Source organism: Marvinbryantia formatexigens DSM 14469 (assembly GCF_025148285.1).
Taxonomy (GTDB): domain Bacteria; phylum Bacillota; class Clostridia; order Lachnospirales; family Lachnospiraceae; genus Marvinbryantia; species Marvinbryantia formatexigens.
On sequence record NZ_CP102268.1, the window covers coordinates 2,689,835 to 2,710,482 of the forward strand.

Sequence of the window (20,648 nt, forward strand, 5' to 3'; positions counted from 1 at the left end):
ACATGGATATTAAGAAACCAAAAGCGGTAATCGGAACAAATTCTTGGGGCGGTGCGGTAGCGGCAAAAGTGTTCCGTGGCAGTAGTGTCGATGACCAGACTTTGAAGGATACCATAGCCGCAGCAAAAGAAAAGGGGCTGCTGATTTTTGACCTTGCTCAGGTTTACGGACTTGGAAAGGCACAAAAGAAAATAGGGGCATTTGGCACAGAAGGTATTATCATTTCTGCAAAGTTTACCCCGCCATCTAAATATACACCAGAGCAGGTTCGCAAATCTCTGGAACGGGATCTGGCAGAGTTTAAGCGGGGTTATGTGGACATTTATTGGTTGCACCGTCCGGTTGACACAGAGAAAAACCTTGCCGAGATGATAGAATTGTACCACGAGGAAAAGATTCATTATATTGGCGTATCCAATTTCTCATTGGAAGAATGTAAACAGGCAAAGGCGTTTTTAGACAGTGCCGGGGTTCCTCTGTACGGCGTGCAGAACCATTATTCCCTGCTTGACCGAAAATGGGAAGAGGAAGGGGTACTCGGTTGGTGCCATGAGAACGACATTTTATACTGGGGTTGGGCCGTTCTGGAGGAAGGACTGCTGACAGATCCACGCATCAAAAAACAGGCTTCTATTACAAAGCTAATGATGAATGGAAAGAAAGAAAAACTCACGTTGCTCTACGAACAGATGGAAAAGGTTGCGAAGAATCACCACATTACGATTCCACAGGTTGCGATTGCATTTTGCGCTGCAAAGGGTGTCGTGCCAATCTGTGGTTGCAGAAAACCTTATCAGGTTGAGCAGCTACATGAAGCGGTAAATACAGTGCTTACGAATCAGGAAATACAGCTCCTTCAGGAAGAAGCTGACAGGGCCAACGTGAAAATATTCAAGTGATCTTTCACAGAGGATACATATGCTGATCTGTATAACAGTCAGCTTGAGCAAATGACATGACGAGGAGGTAAATATTATGGATGAAAACAGAAATTCACTGCCGGGGCAAAAACGAGGTTCCACATGGATTATTGTAATCATTGTCTTTTTTCTGATTACTTTTATCCTGAATATGTTTTCTCTGAGCCGTACCTCCGTGGGCCAGATCCAAATCAGCTATGACCAGTTTCTGGATTTGGTGGAGGGAGATGTTGTGGAACAAGTTTACATGGATGATGACCAGATTCAAATTTACCTAAAAGATGGAGTGGAAGAAACGGATGTAGTCATGATCCTTGGAGACGGAGATAACTGGGAGAATATCCCGGAAACGCAATCCATGTCCTTCCGAACTGTGGTCTTCTATACTGGAAGGGTAGAGGATTCCAATCTGTCCAACTTCCTCCGGGAAAACGGCGTACATTATTCCAAAGAAATTCCTGAGCAGACTTCTGTCTTTTCTGCGATAGCGAGCTGGATTTTGCCGATTGCTATTATGTATCTGCTGTACTTCCTCGTGATGAAAGCAATGATGAAGCGCATGGGCGGCGGTATTGGTGGTTTCATGGGCGGCATGGGCGGCAACATTGGCAAATCCAAAGCTAAGGTCTATACGGTGGAGAAAAGCACTGGAGTGACTTTCCGGGACGTGGCCGGACAGGACGAGGCTAAGGAGAGTCTGGAGGAAATGGTGGACTATCTGAAAAATCCGGAGAAATATCGTGCCATTGGTGCACAGCAGCCCAAAGGCGCATTGCTGGTAGGTCCTCCGGGAACAGGTAAAACGCTTTTGGCAAAGGCAGTTGCAGGAGAAGCTGGTGTACCTTTCTACCATCTGACCGGTTCGGAATTTGTAGAAATGTTTGTAGGTGTGGGAGCCAGCCGTGTTCGAGACCTGTTTCAGACAGCAAAAAAGAATACACCATGTATCATCTTTATTGACGAGATTGATGCAATCGGAAAAAAGAGAGACAATCAATTAGGCAGTAATGATGAACGGGAACAAACACTGAATCAACTCCTTGCAGAAATGGACGGATTTGAGACAAATGGTGGCATTATCGTTTTAGCGGCTACCAACCGTCCGGAGATATTGGATCAGGCACTCTTGCGTCCGGGACGTTTTGACAGGCGGATTATTGTAGAGAAACCCGATCTTCCGGGTCGGGAAAGCATTTTGCGTGTTCATGGTAAAAAGGTTTCTCTGTCCTCCGATGTGGATTTTCATGCGATTGCCTTAGCGACCAGCGGAGCCAGTGGTGCCGACCTTGCGAATATCGTCAATGAAGCAGCACTGCGCGCTGTCCGTATAGGACGGAATGTAGTTGTTCAGGAAGATCTGATGGAATCGGTGGAAACAGTGATTGCTGGTAAGGAGAAAAAGGATCGCGTATTAAATTCGAAGGAACGTCAGATGGTAGCGTACCATGAAGTGGGCCATGCTTTGGTAGCTGCCTTGCAGAAAAATGCTCAGCCGGTACAGAAAATCACAATCATTCCCAGGACAATGGGTGCTTTAGGGTACACGATGAATGCCCCAGAGGAGGAACGATATCTGCTGACTGCGGATGAATTGCTGGCTCAGATCACCTCATTGTTAGGAGGCCGCGCCGCTGAGATTGTGAAGTTCGGTATCAGTACCACTGGTGCTTCTAATGACATTGAGCGTGCTACAGAGCAGGCCAGAAAAATGGTAACTCAATACGGTATGAGCGAGCGTTTTGGTTCTATGGGGCTCCAAAGCACGCAGAATCAGTATCTGGACGGACGCAATGTATCGACCTGTTCTGAACAGACGGGAGCCGAGGCGGATGAAGAGGTCCGCAAGATTATAGAACGCTGCCAGGACAAGGCTGTTAAACTGCTGAGAGAAAATCTGGAAGCGCTGGATCGGATTGCGACCAGACTGTTGGAGAAGGAAAGCATTAGTGGGAAGGAGCTTATGGAATTAATAGAAAAGTAATGAAATAAAAACAGTAGGCAGCTTTTGTTGTAGAACAGCAAGGCTATTCATCTTATATTTATGTTTACAAAAGAAAACATATGGACGAATATATAGAAGGTGTGGAAAAAATAATAAACCAATTACTATAAGAAATAGATATGTTTCCGTTTACGGTTGAGAGCATAAAAATAGCGGTGGATTAAGTTGGACGGAGAGACAGGGTATTTGACGTACTTTCTACCCTCTCGTGCCATGTTGAAAGTATCGTGAAATTAGTGCGGAAGAGCAACCGGAAATCAAAACTGGATACTTATGTGAAATTGAGCACGGGTATGGAAGATTATTATAGGATTAAGGATTAGGAGAAATAGCTAATTTCAATGTGTTGAATTTACGGTTTACAGTGACAACTGTTGATACATGTTATGTGTTAATGGCTGCTTTTGCGATGTATACAAAAGACTATATTTTTGCAAAAAGCTGTGTAGATGATATATATTGAAATATTAAGTCGCGCAAATTAAGATAGAATGAAAAATAAGTTTAATCCCTGCTTTATCATCCATATTATAATAGGGGGTGATAAACTCATAAAGGCAGGTAAATCAATATGAGAAAATCAGATGAAATAGTGGAAGATTTGAATACAGAGACCATGAACATCGTGGATACGCAGATGTATATTGACGGGTATCAGGTGAAGTTGGTTTCGGATACATTGTATGGATCGCTCTGGGAGGTGCTCTTCACATTGAAAGAGTTCTGATTGCAAATTATATAGTGAAAAAAATGTCACTTTGTGGTATAATGGTGTCGCTTTGAGAAGGGGAGGGACATCATGAATCTGGGAAAAGAAACGGAAACTCTTGAATTTAAGAAGACAACTGGTGAAATGAAAGAAGCAATGGTTTCGATTTCATCAATTTTAAATAAACATGGTATAGGTACGTTGTATTTTGGAGTAAAACCAAGCGGTGATGTTATTGGACAGGATGTCTCAGAGTCATCATTAAGGGATGTCTCCAGAGCAGTATATGAGAATATCAGACCTCAAATATATCCTGTTATTGAAGAGGTTGTGCTGGATCACAAACATTTGATAAAAGTAGAGTTTAGTGGCGAAAATGCCCCATATTCTGCAGCAGGAAGATACTATCTGAGAACGGCTGATGAAGACAGAGAGGTCACACCTGATGAATTAAAGGCTTTCTTTGTTGCCAATAAATATCGGGAATTATGGGAAAAGGGAAAGTCGAATGCAACAGCAAAGCAAATTGATAAGCCAGCAATCAAATCATTTTGGCAAAAAGCTATTTCGGTAGGAAGATTACCTGATGGAAGGTATACATGCCCGATTATTTTGCAAAGATTTGGACTTGTTTGCGATAATCATTTAACAAATGCTGGAGAAATACTTTTCGGAAACACTCGTCCAGTCTCGCTGAAAGCCGGGATATTTGCGACAGATGAGAAGCTGACATTCCTTGATATGAAGCTGTTTGAAGATAATATTTATAATTTGCTGAATATCGCGGAAGAATATATCTTAAAGAATATTCGATGGAGAAGCGAGATAACCGGAACAGAAAGAGAAGAAATTCCAGAAATTCCTGTGGCAGTAATCAGAGAGGTGCTGGCAAATAGTTTCGCACATGCAATATATAATGGCCGGACAATCCATGAGATATGCATTCATCCGGGAATGATTACGGTCTACAGCCCCGGAGAATACGCAAGTAAACATAAGCCGGAGGAATGCATAAAGGACAATATCGAATCGGAAATCAGAAACGCTACGATTGCCAAAATTTTGTATTTGAGTAAATCCATAGAGCAGTTTGGCAGTGGATTCAAGAGGATTAACAGCTTGTGTAACGATGCCGGCATCAAATATTCCTATGAGAACAGCGAGAATGGATTTAAGTTTGTCATCTATAGGCCAGAGCTTCAAAGTGACATTCCAAGTGTCACTTTGGATGTCACTTTGAACGGAACGGAGATGGCGGTTCTTGCTATTTTGAAGCAGAAACCAGATTCATCAAGGGATGAAATTGCAGATAAGATTTCCAAAACCGTAAGAACAGTGCAGAGAGCATTGGATTCATTGAGGGATAAAGGCTATATCAGAAGAGTTGAATCGAAACAAAATCCAGTATGGGAAATATTGAAGTGAAATCATGCCGCAAAAGTAAATCAAAATAGGATCGGGAGACCGGTCCTTTTTTGATGCCAGAGAGGAGGCGGTTATTTGTATCCGATTAGCAATGCGTTCCTCACAGCAGTGAGGGCAAATACAAGAAAATACTACTGGACAGGGAAGATTACAACTAAGGGCGATGTGGTATATGAATTTAATCAAAATGATATGGTAAAAGGCAGCGGATATATCACTTCTCAGTGCTGCGAATCCACAGAGATCGAGTTGGGAACAGTGTATTCGGTAGAGATGGGGATATCGTTTTTTCTTGCTCTTTTTCAGATAGTAAAGAGTAGGTGGATGTGGTAAAATAGCATTATTAGATCAAGGGAGGCAGTGAATATGGCAGAACAATTCAAATGGGTAAGCTTCTATATGGAGTTTGCAACGAAACTACTGGAATACAAAACGGACAGGTCGTCTCTGATTGAGACGCTGCAAAAAGTTTATTCCAACATAGGGATGAAACTTCCGAAGCTTGAAAGGGATAATGTGCCAAAAGATATTGATCCATTTACCATCTTTGGATTGTTTAACAAGGGCATCACTGATGCAAAACGTATCAGTATCTTAGGTGGCATTAAGACTTTATTCGAAATAGAAGCGGATGTACCAGATGATTTCTCCGGTATTCCGGTTCTGAACAATATGATGGCTACATTCTATGCATTTGAAGGTGGTGATCGCCGAAAAGATGATGACATTGACAATCTATGGAATGCTTTTGAATCCGCCATCAAATTAGCGGAAAATGACTCTGAAGAGAGCAGAGCTGCATTTATTTCAGCCTATGATCAGGTCAGGTCACAGTTTGCCGTTCGTTGGAATCTGACGATGGGTCTGTACTGGATCAGACCATATACTTTTATCAGTCTTGATTCACGGAACAGAGAGTTTATGAGTAATCCGGACAATATATCTGCCAATGTTGTTGCGGAAATGAAAACGCTGAAATCGGTTCCTGCTGCTGAAAAATATCTTTCTATTCGTGATAAATGCAAATCTGCAGTAGAATCCGGAGAATACGGGTATACATCATTTCCGGAGCTTTCCTATAAGGCGTGGATCGTTTCTGTGGAAAACAGCGAGATGGAGAAAGCGGCTAAGACAGGAACATCGAATGCTGCTTTTCTTAGATGGTTCAGACCAGTCCTTCAGAGCCTGCGTGATCTGGGAGGCTCCGCCACTCCGGAAGATACAAGAAAGAAAATAATTTCAAACGAGAAGCTTTCCGATGAGGAAGTCAATGCCACCTGTGGAAAGAATAACGTCAACAAGTTTGAGAATGAGGTGGCTTTCGCCAGGAGTTATCTGGTAAAAGCCGGATATATTGATAATAAGGTGTATGGCATCTGGACATTGACGGACAAAGGCCGGACGGTAGAGATGACTGATGAACTTGCATCTGAGATTTTCAAAAATGGTGTAGCTGATAACGCTGCGAAGAGTAAGGAAAAGAATTCCCTTGGCGATGCTGATGTGGCAACCGTTCACTATTGGTTATATGCACCGGGTGAAGGTGCTTCCATGTGGGAAGATTTTTATTCTGCCGGGATCATGGGACTTGGCTGGGATGAGCTGGGAGATCTGAACACCTATGCCAGCAAGGATGAAATGGCTCAGAAGCTGAGAGACATTCATGGTGGAGATTCATCATATAAGAATTCTGCACATGCAGTATGGCAGTTTGCTCATGACATTAAGCCGGGTGATGTGATTTTTGCCAAGCGCGGACGCAGTGAGATCCTTGGACGCGGAGTAGTAGAATCCGACTATGAATATGACGATAACCATGATGGCGAATATCCGAACCTTCGCAAAGTGAAATGGACTCATAAAGGCAGCTGGCAGAGTGATGAAATGTTTGCTATGAAAACGCTGACCGATGTCACCAACTACACTGATTTTGTTAATAAAATATCCGGGTTCTTCGAGGATGACGAAGAGGATACAAAGGTAATTGATTATCCGGCGTATTCCGTGGAGGATTTTCTGAATGAAGTATATATGGATGAAAAATCCTATAACAAGCTTGTCGGAGTTCTTGATAGCAAATTGAACATTATACTGCAGGGGGCTCCTGGAGTAGGAAAGACGTTTGTGGCAAAGCGTCTTGCTTATTCCATTATGGGAGTGAAGGATGTTGAGCGTGTCATGATGGTTCAGTTCCACCAGAGCTACTCTTATGAAGATTTCATCATGGGATTTCGACCGTCCGCTGACGGTTTCGATATAAAGACAGGGGTATTCTATAACTTCTGCAAAAAGGCAGAAAGAGACAGTGATAATAAATACTTCTTCATCATTGATGAAATCAATCGCGGAAACTTAAGCAAGATTTTTGGAGAGCTTTTTATGCTGATTGAGAATGATAAACGTGGAAACAAGAACAAACTTCAGCTGCTCTATCGCGATGAAATGTTTTATGTTCCGGAGAACGTTTACATCATAGGTATGATGAACACAGCGGATCGCAGTCTTGCGATGCTGGATTATGCGCTGCGAAGGAGATTTGCATTCTTTGAGCTTAAACCGGCATTTACGACAGAGGGCTTCCGTGCATACAGGGATGGGCTGGACAATAAGAAGTTTGAGGCGCTTGTAGGCTGCGTACAGAGTCTTAATGAGAGGATTGCGGCCGATGAGTCTCTGGGAGAAGGGTTCTGTATCGGACACAGCTATTTCTGCAACATGGAGCCAGAGGAAGTGACGGATGAGAAGCTTCAGGGAATTGTAGAGTATGAACTGATACCAATGCTGAAAGAGTACTGGTTTGATGAACCATTAAAGGTAAAAGAGTGGAGCGATAACCTGAGGAGTGCTGTTAAGTGATAAGAATTCAGAACATATACTATATGCTTGCCTATGCTTTTCAGGTTCTGAATGAGCAGGGGTATAGGGATATAGCAACCGAGGAATTTGATAATACCGCCGAATTGTGTGCTGCAATCCTGGCAAGAGGAATCCGTAATCAGATTAAGCGCGGCCTTGGGAGGGAGTATATTCCAAAGGCAGAGGCTTTATCATCGCTTCGTGGAAAGCTGGATATTTCTGAATCTATAAAGACACAAACATTCCTGAAGAGGCAGATGATCTGTTCGTATGATGATTTTTCCGTCAATTCTGTAATGAACAGAATCATCAAATCCACAGTCCTTCTTTTGCTCAGAGGGGATATCTCCAAATCCAGGAAAAAGGAACTGAGAAAGCTGATGGTTTTCTTTGAAGATGTGGATGTCATGGATCTGTATTCTGTAAATTGGAATATTCAGTATAATAGAAATAATCAGACATACAGAATGCTGATTTCCATATGTTATCTGGTATTTAAAGGATTGCTGCAGACGCAATCAAATGGCACAACAAAGTTGATGGATTTTCTTGATGAACAGAGAATGCATCGCCTGTATGAGAAATTCATTCTGGAATATTTCCGCAAAGAGCATCCGGAGCTGACTGCTAATGCGTCGCAGATACCGTGGCAGTTGGATGATGATTTCGGTGAGATGCTCCCGGTAATGCAGACTGATATAATGCTGACAAAGGATGAGAAGACCCTGATTATTGACGCGAAGTATTACGCGCATACAACACAGCGTCATTATGATAAAAATACGCTTCATTCCGGGAATCTGTATCAGATGTTTACTTATGTAAAGAATAAGGAAGCGGAACTGTCTGATCAACCGCACAAGGTGGCAGGTATGCTCCTTTATGCCAGAACTGACGAGGAAATCTATCCGGAGAAGGAATATCGGATGAGTGGGAATCAGATCGAAGTTAAAACGCTAAATCTGGATGGTGATTTTGATATAATCAGGAGCCAGCTGGATGAAATCGCAGAGAAGTACTTTGGAGAAGCAAAATAGGTGATAATATGCAGGATAGCCAGATGCTGGAGATATCGGCGGCTTTGGAAGGATAGGGTGCATTTGCTTCGGATTTATAATATTCTATGGTAAAAACCGGTGATAAATTATCTGCGAAAAACAGGGGGTGAGATTTGTGAGGGATGCACTGGAGAATATAACTTTATTGCAAAAGCGTTTAAATGATCTTCAGTTGGAAAATCAGGTGCTAAAGGAGATTCTGGAGCGGTCAGGTATTTCTTATGCAGATGAGCTGAGAAAATATCAGCATCCGGATGGAACAGAATTGTGGCAGGAAAATCAAGGCGGGAGAATTATACATCCGGTCTGTATTACGGATGAGATGGCGAATAAATTTTACGGTAGATTCTGGGGGCGACAGGATGTATACAGTAAACGTGCCGTAAAAAAATCCACAGGAGAAGTTGGTTATTTTCCGCAGTGTAATCATTTCTGGAAGGAATGCTGCCCTAAAAAACATGGAAAGAAAATGCGGTGTACGGACTGTCCGGACAGAGACTGGACAAAATTAAAAATCGGGCAGATTAAAAGCCATCTGTTAGGTGCAGATCCTTACGGAAATGATGTGATAGGAGTCTATCCATTGCTTCCGAACGGAACATGCCGCTTTTTGGTGTTTGATTTTGATAATCATGAAAAAGAGGCGGAAAAAAATGATTTTGCTAATAAAGGCGAGGCATGGGTGGAAGCGATGCGTCTGATCTGTGAATTGAATGAGATCGATCCTCTTGTGGAACGTTCGCGTTCGGGAAGAGGCGCTCATGTATGGACATTTTTCGAAAGAGCAGTTCCGGCATCGACAGCCAGAAAATTTGGAAATGCTTTATTGGAAAAGGGAGCAGAAACAGTAAATCTGAAATCATTTCAATACTATGACCGTATGCTTCCGGCGCAGGACAGTCTGCCGGAAGGCGGTCTGGGAAATCTGATTGCATTGCCACTTCAGGGAAGGGCGCTGCTGTCAGGAAACAGTGCTTTTGTGGATAAGAATTGGAATGCATACCCGGATCAGTGGAATGTGCTGTGGAGTAAGCCAAGGATTTCCGCCGAATTTATGGAAACCAAAATTCAAGAGTGGACTTCAACCAGTATTTTTTATGCTGAGAGCAGCCAAAATGATGCAGAAGCGCGGGAAAAACCGTGGAAAAACAGGGCAGGGCTTCTGAAATTAGGCGTAGATGGGAAATTAAACTTTACGCTATCGAATGGAATTTATGTGGATACAATGAATATACAACCGGCAGTTCAGAATCAGATACGGAGGATGGCTGCTGTAAGTAATCCGGTTTTTATAAAAACAAGGCGATGGGGCTTTCAAACTATGATAATGCACGATGGATTTATATGGGGAAAGAGCATCTGAGTGGTTATATAGAAATACCGAGAGGATTGTATGATGAATTGACTAGACAGTGCCGGGAAGCAGGAATCATGTATGAGATTGCGGATGAAAGACAGCCGGGAAGAAGGATAAAAGCTGAGTTTACCGGGCAGCTCCGTCCGGAACAGAAAACGGCGCTAAAAGAAATGCTGCGGTACGATACCGGGATACTAAACGCAGCTACAGCATTTGGAAAAACGGTTGTATGCAGCGCCATAATTGCGGAGAGAAAAGTAAATACACTTATTCTGCTGGAATCTTCGTCGCTGATTGAACAATGGGAAGAGGCACTGAATCGTTTCCTGGAAATACAGGAAGAGCCGCCAGAGTATCAGACAAAAACAGGAAGAACCAGGAGAAGAAAAAGTATTATAGGAAAGCTCCAGGGAGCGCATGATTCCATGACTGGAATGATTGATATTGCTATGGTGGGTTCGCTTTGCAAAAAGGGAGAGTTCCATGAAAAGCTCAATGATTATGGAATGGTGCTGGTGGATGAATGTCATCATGCGGCTTCTAATACGATGGCGAATATCCTGAATCAAGTAAATGCCCGTTATGTGTATGGCGTGACTGCCACGCCGATGCGCGGCGACGGGCTGGAAAAGATTACTTATATGCTGCTTGGACCGATCAGATATCGCTATACGGCAAAGGATAAAGCCGAAGCACAGGGGATAGCGCATCTCGTGTTTCCGAGATTTACAAAAGCGGTAGCACCGAGAGGGAAAAAGGATAAAATGCATCCAAACGAAGCATATGGGCTGATTCGGAATAATGACGCAAGGGATCAGCAAATTATAGATGATGTTCGAAAATGCGTACATACCGGAAGGACGCCGGTGGTATTGTCCCGATACAAAGAACATGCCTTAAAAATGTATGAGAGGCTTCAGACGTGCGCAGACCATGTGTTTCTGATGACCGGAAATAATTCGAAAAAGGAACACAGGCAAATCCGGTTGCAGATGCAGCAGGTTCCGGATGATGAAACACTGATTCTGATAGCCACGGGGAGTTTGATTGGCGAAGGATTTGATTACCCCCGCCTGGACACTCTGATTATGGCGACTCCTGTATCCTTCCGCAGCGTAGTAGAACAGTATGCAGGGAGGCTGAACCGTGATTATGAAGGAAAGAAAAACGTGATAGTTTACGATTATGTAGATAGTCATATCCCGATGTTTGACGATATGTATGCAAAACGCCTGCGAGCGTATAAGCAGATCGGCTACACAGTCGCGTCGGAAGCAGGCGGTGAGAAACAGACAGCGAATGCTATTTATGATTTTGAAAACTATAAAGAAAGTTATGAAAAAGATTTACTTGGCGCTGTACGCAGTGTTGTTATATCCAGCCCGGCTATCAGCGGTACAAAAATAAATGCGCTCATTAATCTTCTGAGAGAACGTCAGATGATGGGAGTAAGGATTACAGTAGTCACCTGGTCACCGGATGCATATGGCTATGGTAAGGCTGATTATTGGATGCAGCTTCATGAAGAAATGCGTATGGCGGGAATATGTGTAGAGCAAAAAGAAGATTTCTGCGAGCATTACGCCGTCGTAGATGATGAGATTGTATGGTATGGAAGTATGAACCTGCTGGGAAAAGAAAATGCAGAGGATAATCTGATGAGGGTTGTGAGCAAGGAGATTGCAGCGGAACTGATGGAAATTACATTTGGAGTATCTGACTAAAAAATCTTTTTCTGAAAATCCTTGACAAATTCCTTTTTTAAGCATATACTAACAACAACTTAACACATTAAACCGTTGAAGCGGAGATTAAAGCAGTTATGCGCGCACAGAGAGTCCGGGCAGGTGAGAGCCGGGTGGAGATGCAGGCTGCCAAATGGACCGCCGAGGGTGCAGGGAAAGGAAATATTCTGAGTATTCTGCGACGTGAGGGCATACGTTAGTTGCCGGAGATATGTTAGTATCTTGCAGAGCGCATGGGCAAGCCGTGAATCAAGGTGGCACCGCGGGAGAAATTGATACCCGTCCTTGACAGAAGTTTATTCTGTCATGGGCGGTTTTTTTGTTGCCATGCATCCGAAGGGAGCTGCCAGTGGCAACTCCTGCAGGTGCGGATAATGAGCCGGGCAGAAACAATCTGGCGGGATTTGGCTGCTGACGGGAACGCCTGCGTTCCCGCGGGAGCGGCGGATGCCGGAAGGAATGCTTGCATTTCGTACGGCAATTTGTCGCTCCCGGAGGAAGCGAAGCATACCGGTGTCAGCCGAAAGGCGTTCGGGGAGATTTCTATCCGGCGAAAATCGCGACAGCGAGCAGAGAAACTCTGCGAGCCTGGAGTTATTATTTCCTGACAGATATCGGGAGAAATGCCCATATTTTTAGTGGCAATCCGCTGCAGCCTCTGCTCTGCATAAGACGAGAACGAAAGGAGCTTATATGATGTATCCTGCATTAGAAAAAGTAAAGGAAATTGCTGCATCGGGCAATTACCGGCGGATTCCGGTGAGCCGGGAGCTGTACGCCGACCGCTTTACACCGATGGAGGTGATGCGGACGCTGCGTGCGGCGAGCAGACACTGCTACCTGCTGGAGAGTGCGGAAAACGACCAGAAGTGGGGCAGATATTCCATACTTGGCTATGAGCCGGTGATGGAAATTACCTGCACAGATGGAAATGTGCGCATCCGCAGAAACCAGACGGAAGAAGATGCGGAGGAGGTTACAAATAATACAGCAGCATCGGGAAATGCCACATACAGAACTGTGGCAGCAGTGGGAAATGCTGCACATGATGTGGCGGCGACACCGGGAAATATCACATACAGCAATGCAGAATCGGAGGAATTTGATATTCTGGAGGAATATACGGCGGCGCATCCGGGAAAATTCATCCGGGAAATCCTGGAAAAATACAAAAGTCCCAGGATCGAGGGGATGCCGCCCTTTACCGGCGGGATGGTCGGATACTTTTCCTACGACTATCTCAAATATGCCGAGCCGACGCTGAAGCTTGCCTCAGCGGAGGGGGAGGATTTCCGGGATATGGATCTGATGCTGTTTACGAAAGCACTGGTATTCGACCATTACCGGCAGAAGCTGGTGCTGATTACCGGGGTAGATACAGAGGATGTTGAGGCATCCTACCGGAAGGCGGAGACGGAGCTTGCGGACATGGCGTCCCTTTTAAACAGCGGGGCAAAGGCGGTGTTCAGACCGCTGAAGCTGAAAGAAGAATTAAAGCCGGACTTTTCCAGAGAGCGGTACACGCGGATGGTGGAGCGTGCAAAGCATTACATTCACGAGGGAGATATTTTCCAGGTGGTGCTCTCGAATCCGCAGACGGCAAAAGCGGAGGGCAGCCTGTTTGATACTTACCGGGTGCTGCGCACAAGCAACCCCTCGCCCTATATGTTTTACTTTTCCAGCGATGATGTGGAGATTGCCGGGGCGTCGCCGGAGACACTGGTAAAGCTGGAGAATGGAAAGCTGTACACCTTCCCGCTTGCTGGAACAAGACCGCGGGGAAAGACAGAGGAAGAGGATTTAAAACTGGAGGAGGAGCTGCTGCAGGACGAAAAAGAGCTGGCGGAGCATAACATGCTGGTGGACCTTGGCAGAAATGATATTGGAAGAATCAGCAGGCCGGGCAGCGTAAAGGTGGAAAAATATTGCAGCATTGAGCGATTCTCCTGTGTTATGCATATCGGTTCTACCGTATCCGGGCAGATCCGGGAGGAGCTGGACGGTCTGGATGCCGTTGATTCCATCCTTCCGGCGGGAACCCTGTCGGGAGCGCCGAAAATCCGCGCCTGCCAGATAATCCAGGAGCTGGAGGGCAGAAAGCGCGGCATTTATGGAGGCGCGGTCGGATATCTGGATTTCACCGGAAATCTGGACACCTGCATCGGTATCCGTCTTGTATATAAGAAAAACGGAAAAATCTGTGTGCAGTCCGGAGCGGGAATCGTGGCGGACAGCGTGCCGGAGAAGGAATACCAGGAATGCTGCAACAAGGCGAAAGCGATGGTGCAGGCAGTTCTGACGGCGCAGGAGGGATTGGAATGATTTTACTGATTGATAATTATGACAGCTTTTCCTACAATCTTGTACAGTATATCAGCAGTGTGGAGCTGGATATAAGGGTTATCCGCAATGATGCATGTGACATATCACAGATTGAAGAGATGCATCCGGAGGCAATCGTGCTTTCACCGGGACCGGGACGCCCGGCGGATGCGGGTATCTGCATAGAAGCAATATGTTACTTTAAAGATAAGGTGCCGGTTCTGGGCGTCTGCCTCGGACACCAGGCAATCTGCGAAGCGTTTGGCGGTGTAGTTTCCTACGCGAAAAAGCTGATGCACGGGAAAACCTCGCAGGCGGAGCTTTTAGGGAAATCACCTCTGTTTGAAGGTCTGCAAAGTCCAATAAAGGTGGCAAGATATCATTCACTTGCGGCGCAAAGAGAAAGCCTGCCGCCGGAGCTTATCGTTACCGCGCAGACGGCGGACGGCGAAATCATGGCGGTGCAGCACCGGGATTATCCGGTATATGGCGTGCAGTTTCATCCGGAGTCTGTTCTGACACCGGATGGATTGAAAATCATACAAAATTTTGTAAATATAGCGAAAGGAAGAAAACAGGCATGATTAAAGAAGCGATTATTGCATTATCAAAGAAGCAGGACCTCACATATGAACAGGCGGAAGCCGTGATGAATGAGATTATGAGCGGCGAGGCGACCGACGTGCAGAAGGCGGCATACCTAACGGCGCTGTCGCTGAAGGGAGAGACGATTGACGAAATTACGGCATCGGCGGCGGGGATGCGGGCGCACTGCATTAAGCTGCTGCATGATCTGGATGTGCTGGAAATTGTCGGAACCGGCGGGGATGGTTCAAATTCCTTCAATATTTCTACGACGGCATCCCTGGTGATCGCCGCAGGCGGCGTGCCGGTGGCAAAGCATGGCAACCGTGCGGCTTCCTCAAAATCGGGGGCGGCGGATGTGCTGGAAGCGCTTGGCGTGAATATCACCATTGCGCCGGAAAAGAGCGCGGAGCTTTTAAAGGAAATCGGCATCTGCTTCCTGTTTGCGCAGAATTATCATATTGCTATGAAATATGTTGCACCAATCCGCCGCGAGCTTGGTATCCGCACCGTGTTTAATATTCTTGGACCGCTTTCCAATCCGGCGGGAGCGAACATGGAGCTGATGGGCGTTTATGATGAAAGTCTGGTGGAGCCTCTGGCGCAGGTAATGGCAAAGCTTGGCGTGAAAAAGGGCATGGTGGTGTATGGACAGGATAAGCTCGATGAAATATCCATGTGCGCTCCGACCAGTGTATGTGAAATACGCGACGGCTGGTTCCAGTCTTACGAGATCACGCCGGAGCAGTTCGGTTATACGCGCTGCGATAAAGAAGAGCTGGTGGGCGGAACCCCGCAGGAAAACGCAAAAATCACAAAAGATATTTTAAATGGAACGGAGCGCGGTGCCAAACGCTGCGCGGTCTGCCTGAATGCCGGGGCGGCGCTTTATATTGCTGGAAAGACGCAGACCATCGAGGAAGGCGTGCGTATGGCGGAGCAGCTTATTGACAGTGGGGCGGCGCAAAAGAAACTGGAAGAATTCGTGGAAAGAAGTAATGCATAGGAACCGGAGAGGGCTGGAATGAATATTTTAGATGAAATTGCGGCAAAAACCAGGGAGCGGATTGCACAGGAGAAACGCAATGTTTCCCCGGAAACCATGCGCCGGGAGGCGGAGGCTGCGCTGCGCCATGAAACAGAGGCTGCACAGTGCCGGGAGGCGGAGACTGCGCTGCGCCGTGAAACAGAGGCTGCACAGCGGCGGGAGGCGGAGAGCATACTGCAATGGGAGCTGGCGGGGGCACAAAAAGAAGTCTCGTCAGAAACCGGAAAGGCGTGCGGCGTGCGCCTTCCATTTGAGGCAGCGCTGGCGGCGGAAGGAATTTCCTTTATCTGCGAGGTGAAGAAGGCGTCCCCGTCGAAAGGAATTATTGCGGAAGAGTTTCCGTATCTGAATATCGCAAAAGAATATGAGGCAGCGGGGGCTGCAGCAATCTCCTGCCTGACGGAGCCATACTGGTTCCTTGGAAAGGACGCGTATCTGCAGGAGATTGCAGCGCAGGTGAATATCCCGGTGCTGCGCAAGGACTTTACGGTTGACGAATATATGATTTACCAGGCAAAGGCGCTGGGCGCGTCCGCGGTTCTTCTGATTTGCGCTATTCTGGATGACGGACAGCTGAAAGCTTACGGACAGCTTGCCGCAGAATTGGGAATGTCAGCTCTGGTGGAAGCGCACACAGAAGAAGAAATTGCCCGCGCGCTGGCGGCGGATGCCCGAATTCTGGGCATCAATAACCGCAATCTGAAAAATTTTCAGGTAGATATTACCCAGAGCCGCAGACTGCGCGAGCTGGTGCCGGATGATGTACTGTTCGTGTCGGAGAGCGGGATAAAGACGCCGCAGGACGTCGCAGCACTGCGGCAGAATGGCACAGATGCCGTTCTGATAGGAGAGACATTGATGCGGGCACCGGATAAAAAAGTGATGCTGGATATGCTGCGCGGAAATGTTGTATAATGGAACAAAATTGCAGAGTGACGGAATGGTGATGCAGTGTTCAGAATGTGACATGAGGAGGGCGGCAGAACAATGTGTGACAAAAATACCGGGGCGGCGGTCAGACTAAAAATCTGCGGTCTGAGCCGGCCGTGTGATATTGATTATGTGAATGAGGCACATCCGGATTTTGCCGGATTCGTGGTAAATTATCCGAAAAGCCGCCGGAGTGTGACGCCGCAGCAGCTTGCGCAGCTCCGGGCACACCTGGATGAAGGGGTACTTCCCGTGGGGGTGTTCGTGAATGAAGCGCCGGAGCTGGTTGCGAAGCTTCTGAATGATGGAATCATTTCGCTGGCGCAGCTTCACGGCGACGAGGATGAAAACTATCTGAAGCGGTTGCGGACGCTGACGGACGGCAGGCTTATTCAGGCTTTTACGATTCGCAGTGAAAAGGATGCAAAGCTTGCAATGCAGAGCACGGCGGATTATATTTTGCTGGATAACGGCAAGGGCACCGGGGAGCGCTTTGACTGGCGCTTTATCCGGGAAATTTCCCGCCCGTGGATACTGGCGGGTGGACTTACGCCGGAAAATATACGTCAGGCGGCGGAATCGCTGCGACCGTGGGCTTTGGATTTATCGAGCGGCGTGGAGACAGACGGATATAAAGACCGCGCGAAAATACTGGCGGCCGCCGCGGCAATCCGGAACATGGCGGGGATTATATGAGACATAATGCGCCGGGCGGAAAGAGCGTATGAGACATAATGTGCCAGACGGGGAAATTATATGAGACATAACGTGCCGGACGGCAGCAGGTCAGCCAGGCGCACCTGTTGCCCGGAGAGAAAAGTTATATGAGACATAACGTGCCGGCAGAAACAGAAGGGCGGACGGCAGATTGCAGATATGGCAGACAATATGAGATAGAAGGAGAGAAGCAGATGAGTGCAGGAAGATTTGGGATACACGGCGGACAGTACATTCCGGAAACGCTGATGAATGCGGTTCTGGAACTGGAAGACGCTTACAACTATTATAAAAATGATGCGCAGTTTCAGCAGGAGCTGACGCAGCTCCTGAATGATTACGCAGGCAGACCTTCGCGTCTGTATTATGCGCAGCGCATGACGGAGGACCTGGGCGGAGCGAAGATTTATCTGAAAAGAGAGGATTTAAACCATACAGGTGCACACAAAATCAACAACGTGCTTGGACAGGTGCTGCTTGCAAAGAAGATGGGGAAAACCCGCGTGATTGCTGAGACGGGCGCCGGACAGCATGGTGTTGCTACGGCAACAGCGGCGGCGCTGATGGGCATGGAGTGCGAGGTCTTTATGGGTGAGGAGGACACGAAGCGTCAGGCGCTGAATGTTTACCGTATGCGTCTGCTGGGGGCGCAGGTACACGCCGTCACCTCCGGCACCGGCACCTTGAAGGATGCTGTTTCCGAGACAATGCGCGAGTGGACGAACCGCGTGGAGGACACACATTATGTGCTTGGTTCCTGCATGGGACCGCATCCGTTCCCGACGATCGTGCGGGATTTCCAGGCGGTTATTTCAAAGGAAATAAAGCAGCAGATACTGGAAAAGGAAGGAAAGCTGCCGGATGCGGTGCTCGCCTGTGTGGGCGGCGGCTCTAATGCAATCGGCGCATTTTATCATTTTATTGAGGATGAAGAGGTGCAGCTGATCGGCTGCGAGGCAGCGGGACGCGGCGTGAATACTGCGGAGACGGCGGCTACCATCGCAACCGGGCGGCTGGGTATTTTTCACGGTATGAAATCGTATTTCTGCCAGGATGAGTATGGACAGATTGCGCCGGTATATTCTATTTCCGCCGGGCTGGATTATCCGGGCATCGGACCGGAGCATGCGGATCTCTATGATAAAGGACGCGCGCAATATGTTGCAATTACCGACGACGAGGCGGTGGATGCCTTTGAATATCTGTCGAAGATGGAGGGCGTGATCCCGGCAATCGAGAGCGCCCATGCGGTTGCCTATGCGCGCAAGCTTGCGCCGACGATGCGCAAAGACCAGATTATTGTTATCAACCTGTCCGGCAGAGGAGATAAGGACTGCGCGGCAATCGCCAGATACAGAGGGGAGGATATTCATGAGTAACATTCAGAGGGCATTTGAAAATGGGAAGGTATTTATTCCGTTCATTACCTGCGGCGACCCGTCGCTGGATATCACGGAGCAGCTTGTATATGCGGCGGAGGAAGCGGGCGCTGATTTAATTGAGCTTGGGATTCCGTTTTCCGACCCGACGGCGGAGGGACCGGTGATACAGGCGGCAAATCTGCGCGCGCTGACAGGCGGAGTGACGACTGACGATATTTTTGATATGGTGCGCCGCATCCGCAAAAAAACAGACATTCCGATGGTATTTATGACGTATGCGAATGTGGTGTTTTCCTATGGCTACCAGCAGGCGGCGCAGGAGCGCCGGGCGGAGGCGGGCTGTCAAAAGGGCGCGGATTCCGGAAACGGCAGCACGGACTGCGAAAATAGCGGGATGCCTTCTGTGGGCGGCAGAGACTGCGCAGATAGTGGCAGCGGCACAGAACGTTTTATCCGGACAGCGGCGGAAATCGGCATGGATGGCCTGATTCTGCCGGATGTACCTTATGAGGAAAAAGAAGAGTTCGATATGGTGTGCAAAAAATACGGGCTGGATTTTATTTCTCTGATTGCGCCTACCTCGCATGAGCGTATCCGGCGGATCGCGGCGGACGCCAGCGGATTCGTATACTGCGTATCTTCTATGGGCGTAACAGGTATGCGTTCGGAAATTACTTCAGATGTAGGAAGCATGGTAAGGCTGGTAAAGGAAACAAAGGATATTCCCTGCGCGGTCGGATTTGGAATTTCCACACCGGAGCAGGCGGCGAAGATGGCGGCGCTGTCGGACGGAGCAATCGTGGGAAGCGCGATCGTGCGTCTCTGCGGACAGTACGGGAAGGAATGTGTTCCGTATGTCAGAGAATACATCCGCACCATGAAGGAAGCGCTGTAAGATAAAGCAGCAGAGAACAAACGGGCGGAGGACAAATAGACAGAAGAACCATTGTGTTGCAAATAAATGGCTGTGGATAAATGCCTCCGGAACCCGTGTGAGGAGAATTATGGAAGGAATTATATATACAAAGGCGCCGTCGGACGGGCGTCTGCCAAAGGAAATGGCGGTGTACCGGCTTCTGGATGAGCTGGGAATTTCGTATGAGCGGGTGGATCATCCGCCGGCAATGTCGATCGATGACTGTCACAACGTGGATGAAATTCTGGGAATCCAGATTTGCAAAAATCTTTTTCTGTGCAATCGTCAGCAGACAGATTTTTATCTGCTGATGATGCCGGGGAAAAAGCCGTTTAAGACAAAGGAGCTGAGCAGACAGATTGGCACGGCGCGGCTGTCCTTTGCCGATGAGCGCCATATGGAGGAGCTGCTTAATATTACGCCGGGGTCTGTCAGCATCATGGGGCTGATGAACGATACGCAGAATCGTGTGCGGCTGCTGATAGACGAGGACGTTTTTCACGATGAGTACGTGGGCTTTCATCCGTGCATCAATACAAGCAGCATTAAGGCGAAGGCGGCGGATATCTGGAAAAAATTTCTGCCGGCGGTGCATCACGATTATACCGTGGTGCATCTGGAAGGATAAGGACGGATGCTGGCGGGCGAAGTGCAGGCCGCCCTGCAATCAATCCGG

General features: G+C 47.4%; 16 protein-coding genes and 1 pseudogene. All 17 read left to right on the top strand.

Annotated elements, in window-relative coordinates; genetic code table 11:
• The first annotated feature begins 2 nt into the window (after nt 1–2).
• The 17 genes and pseudogenes from NQ534_RS12660 (at nt 3) to NQ534_RS12735 (ending at nt 20,600) form a co-directional block, all read left to right on the top strand.
• The gene (locus NQ534_RS12660; protein ID WP_006862993.1) at nt 3–899 is read left to right on the top strand and encodes an aldo/keto reductase; all 897 of its coding nucleotides are present in this window, start codon (nt 3–5) and stop codon (nt 897–899) included.
• A 76-nt stretch (nt 900–975) separates the two neighbouring features.
• Nucleotides 976–2,901, top strand: coding sequence for an ATP-dependent zinc metalloprotease FtsH (gene ftsH / locus NQ534_RS12665; protein WP_006862992.1), 1,926 nt, complete (start codon nt 976–978; stop codon nt 2,899–2,901).
• A 592-nt stretch (nt 2,902–3,493) separates the two neighbouring features.
• Nucleotides 3,494–3,649, top strand: coding sequence for a hypothetical protein (locus tag NQ534_RS12670; RefSeq protein WP_006862990.1), 156 nt, complete (start codon nt 3,494–3,496; stop codon nt 3,647–3,649).
• A gap of 72 nt (nt 3,650–3,721) precedes the next feature.
• A complete protein-coding gene (locus NQ534_RS12675; protein ID WP_006862989.1) occupies nt 3,722–5,056 on the top strand; it encodes an RNA-binding domain-containing protein in 1,335 nt (444 codons plus the stop codon).
• Between the two features lie 75 nt (nt 5,057–5,131).
• A pseudogene (locus NQ534_RS12680) lies at nt 5,132–5,347 on the top strand (hypothetical protein); the annotation flags it as partial.
• A 75-nt stretch (nt 5,348–5,422) separates the two neighbouring features.
• Nucleotides 5,423–7,912: a DUF8426 domain-containing protein gene (locus NQ534_RS12685; protein WP_006862987.1), complete on the top strand. Its 2,490-nt coding sequence runs from the start codon at nt 5,423–5,425 to the stop codon at nt 7,910–7,912.
• Nucleotides 7,909–8,949: a 5-methylcytosine-specific restriction endonuclease system specificity protein McrC gene (gene mcrC / locus NQ534_RS12690; RefSeq protein WP_006862986.1), complete on the top strand. Its 1,041-nt coding sequence runs from the start codon at nt 7,909–7,911 to the stop codon at nt 8,947–8,949. The genes NQ534_RS12685 and mcrC overlap by 4 nt, the downstream gene beginning before the upstream one ends.
• A 136-nt stretch (nt 8,950–9,085) precedes the next feature.
• Nucleotides 9,086–10,333 (top strand): TOTE conflict system archaeo-eukaryotic primase domain-containing protein, encoded by a 1,248-nt coding sequence (locus tag NQ534_RS21425; RefSeq protein WP_006862985.1) that lies wholly within the window; start codon nt 9,086–9,088, stop codon nt 10,331–10,333.
• Between the two features lie 68 nt (nt 10,334–10,401).
• Nucleotides 10,402–12,051, top strand: coding sequence for a DEAD/DEAH box helicase family protein (locus NQ534_RS21430; RefSeq protein WP_322790973.1), 1,650 nt, complete (start codon nt 10,402–10,404; stop codon nt 12,049–12,051).
• Between the two features lie 717 nt (nt 12,052–12,768).
• Complete coding sequence (locus tag NQ534_RS12700; RefSeq protein ID WP_050778339.1) at nt 12,769–14,394, top strand: anthranilate synthase component I family protein; 1,626 nt, start codon at nt 12,769–12,771, stop codon at nt 14,392–14,394.
• Nucleotides 14,391–14,978: an anthranilate synthase component II gene (locus tag NQ534_RS12705; RefSeq protein ID WP_006862979.1), complete on the top strand. Its 588-nt coding sequence runs from the start codon at nt 14,391–14,393 to the stop codon at nt 14,976–14,978. The genes NQ534_RS12700 and NQ534_RS12705 overlap by 4 nt, the downstream gene beginning before the upstream one ends.
• A complete protein-coding gene (gene trpD / locus NQ534_RS12710) occupies nt 14,975–15,985 on the top strand; it encodes an anthranilate phosphoribosyltransferase (RefSeq protein ID WP_006862978.1) in 1,011 nt (336 codons plus the stop codon). Before NQ534_RS12705 ends, trpD begins: the two co-directional genes overlap by 4 nt.
• Nucleotides 15,986–16,003: 18 nt before the next feature.
• Complete coding sequence (trpC, locus tag NQ534_RS12715) at nt 16,004–16,942, top strand: indole-3-glycerol phosphate synthase TrpC (RefSeq protein WP_006862977.1); 939 nt, start codon at nt 16,004–16,006, stop codon at nt 16,940–16,942.
• Nucleotides 16,943–17,014: 72 nt separating this feature from the next.
• Nucleotides 17,015–17,653, top strand: a complete 639-nt coding sequence (locus NQ534_RS12720) for a phosphoribosylanthranilate isomerase (RefSeq protein ID WP_006862976.1) — start codon at nt 17,015–17,017, stop codon at nt 17,651–17,653.
• Between the two features lie 215 nt (nt 17,654–17,868).
• The gene (trpB, locus tag NQ534_RS12725) at nt 17,869–19,053 is read left to right on the top strand and encodes a tryptophan synthase subunit beta (protein ID WP_040784211.1); all 1,185 of its coding nucleotides are present in this window, start codon (nt 17,869–17,871) and stop codon (nt 19,051–19,053) included.
• Nucleotides 19,046–19,951, top strand: a complete 906-nt coding sequence (trpA, locus tag NQ534_RS12730) for a tryptophan synthase subunit alpha (protein WP_006862974.1) — start codon at nt 19,046–19,048, stop codon at nt 19,949–19,951. Before trpB ends, trpA begins: the two co-directional genes overlap by 8 nt.
• A gap of 109 nt (nt 19,952–20,060) precedes the next feature.
• Nucleotides 20,061–20,600: a prolyl-tRNA synthetase associated domain-containing protein gene (locus tag NQ534_RS12735; RefSeq protein ID WP_006862973.1), complete on the top strand. Its 540-nt coding sequence runs from the start codon at nt 20,061–20,063 to the stop codon at nt 20,598–20,600.
• The last annotated feature ends 48 nt before the right edge of the window (nt 20,601–20,648 follow it).

Coding starts and splice junctions, on each gene's coding strand:
- trpD (WP_006862978.1), top strand. CDS start 14,975: ATGATTAAAGAAGCGATTATTGCATTATCAAAGAAGCAGGACCTCACA.
- trpB (WP_040784211.1), top strand. CDS start 17,869: ATGAGTGCAGGAAGATTTGGGATACACGGCGGACAGTACATTCCGGAA.
- NQ534_RS12700 (WP_050778339.1), top strand. CDS start 12,769: ATGTATCCTGCATTAGAAAAAGTAAAGGAAATTGCTGCATCGGGCAAT.
- NQ534_RS12720 (WP_006862976.1), top strand. CDS start 17,015: ATGTGTGACAAAAATACCGGGGCGGCGGTCAGACTAAAAATCTGCGGT.
- ftsH (WP_006862992.1), top strand. CDS start 976: ATGGATGAAAACAGAAATTCACTGCCGGGGCAAAAACGAGGTTCCACA.
- NQ534_RS12735 (WP_006862973.1), top strand. CDS start 20,061: ATGGAAGGAATTATATATACAAAGGCGCCGTCGGACGGGCGTCTGCCA.
- NQ534_RS12685 (WP_006862987.1), top strand. CDS start 5,423: ATGGCAGAACAATTCAAATGGGTAAGCTTCTATATGGAGTTTGCAACG.
- NQ534_RS21430 (WP_322790973.1), top strand. CDS start 10,402: ATGTATGAGATTGCGGATGAAAGACAGCCGGGAAGAAGGATAAAAGCT.
- NQ534_RS12670 (WP_006862990.1), top strand. CDS start 3,494: ATGAGAAAATCAGATGAAATAGTGGAAGATTTGAATACAGAGACCATG.
- NQ534_RS12705 (WP_006862979.1), top strand. CDS start 14,391: ATGATTTTACTGATTGATAATTATGACAGCTTTTCCTACAATCTTGTA.
- NQ534_RS12660 (WP_006862993.1), top strand. CDS start 3: ATGGATATTAAGAAACCAAAAGCGGTAATCGGAACAAATTCTTGGGGC.
- NQ534_RS12675 (WP_006862989.1), top strand. CDS start 3,722: ATGAATCTGGGAAAAGAAACGGAAACTCTTGAATTTAAGAAGACAACT.
- trpC (WP_006862977.1), top strand. CDS start 16,004: ATGAATATTTTAGATGAAATTGCGGCAAAAACCAGGGAGCGGATTGCA.
- trpA (WP_006862974.1), top strand. CDS start 19,046: ATGAGTAACATTCAGAGGGCATTTGAAAATGGGAAGGTATTTATTCCG.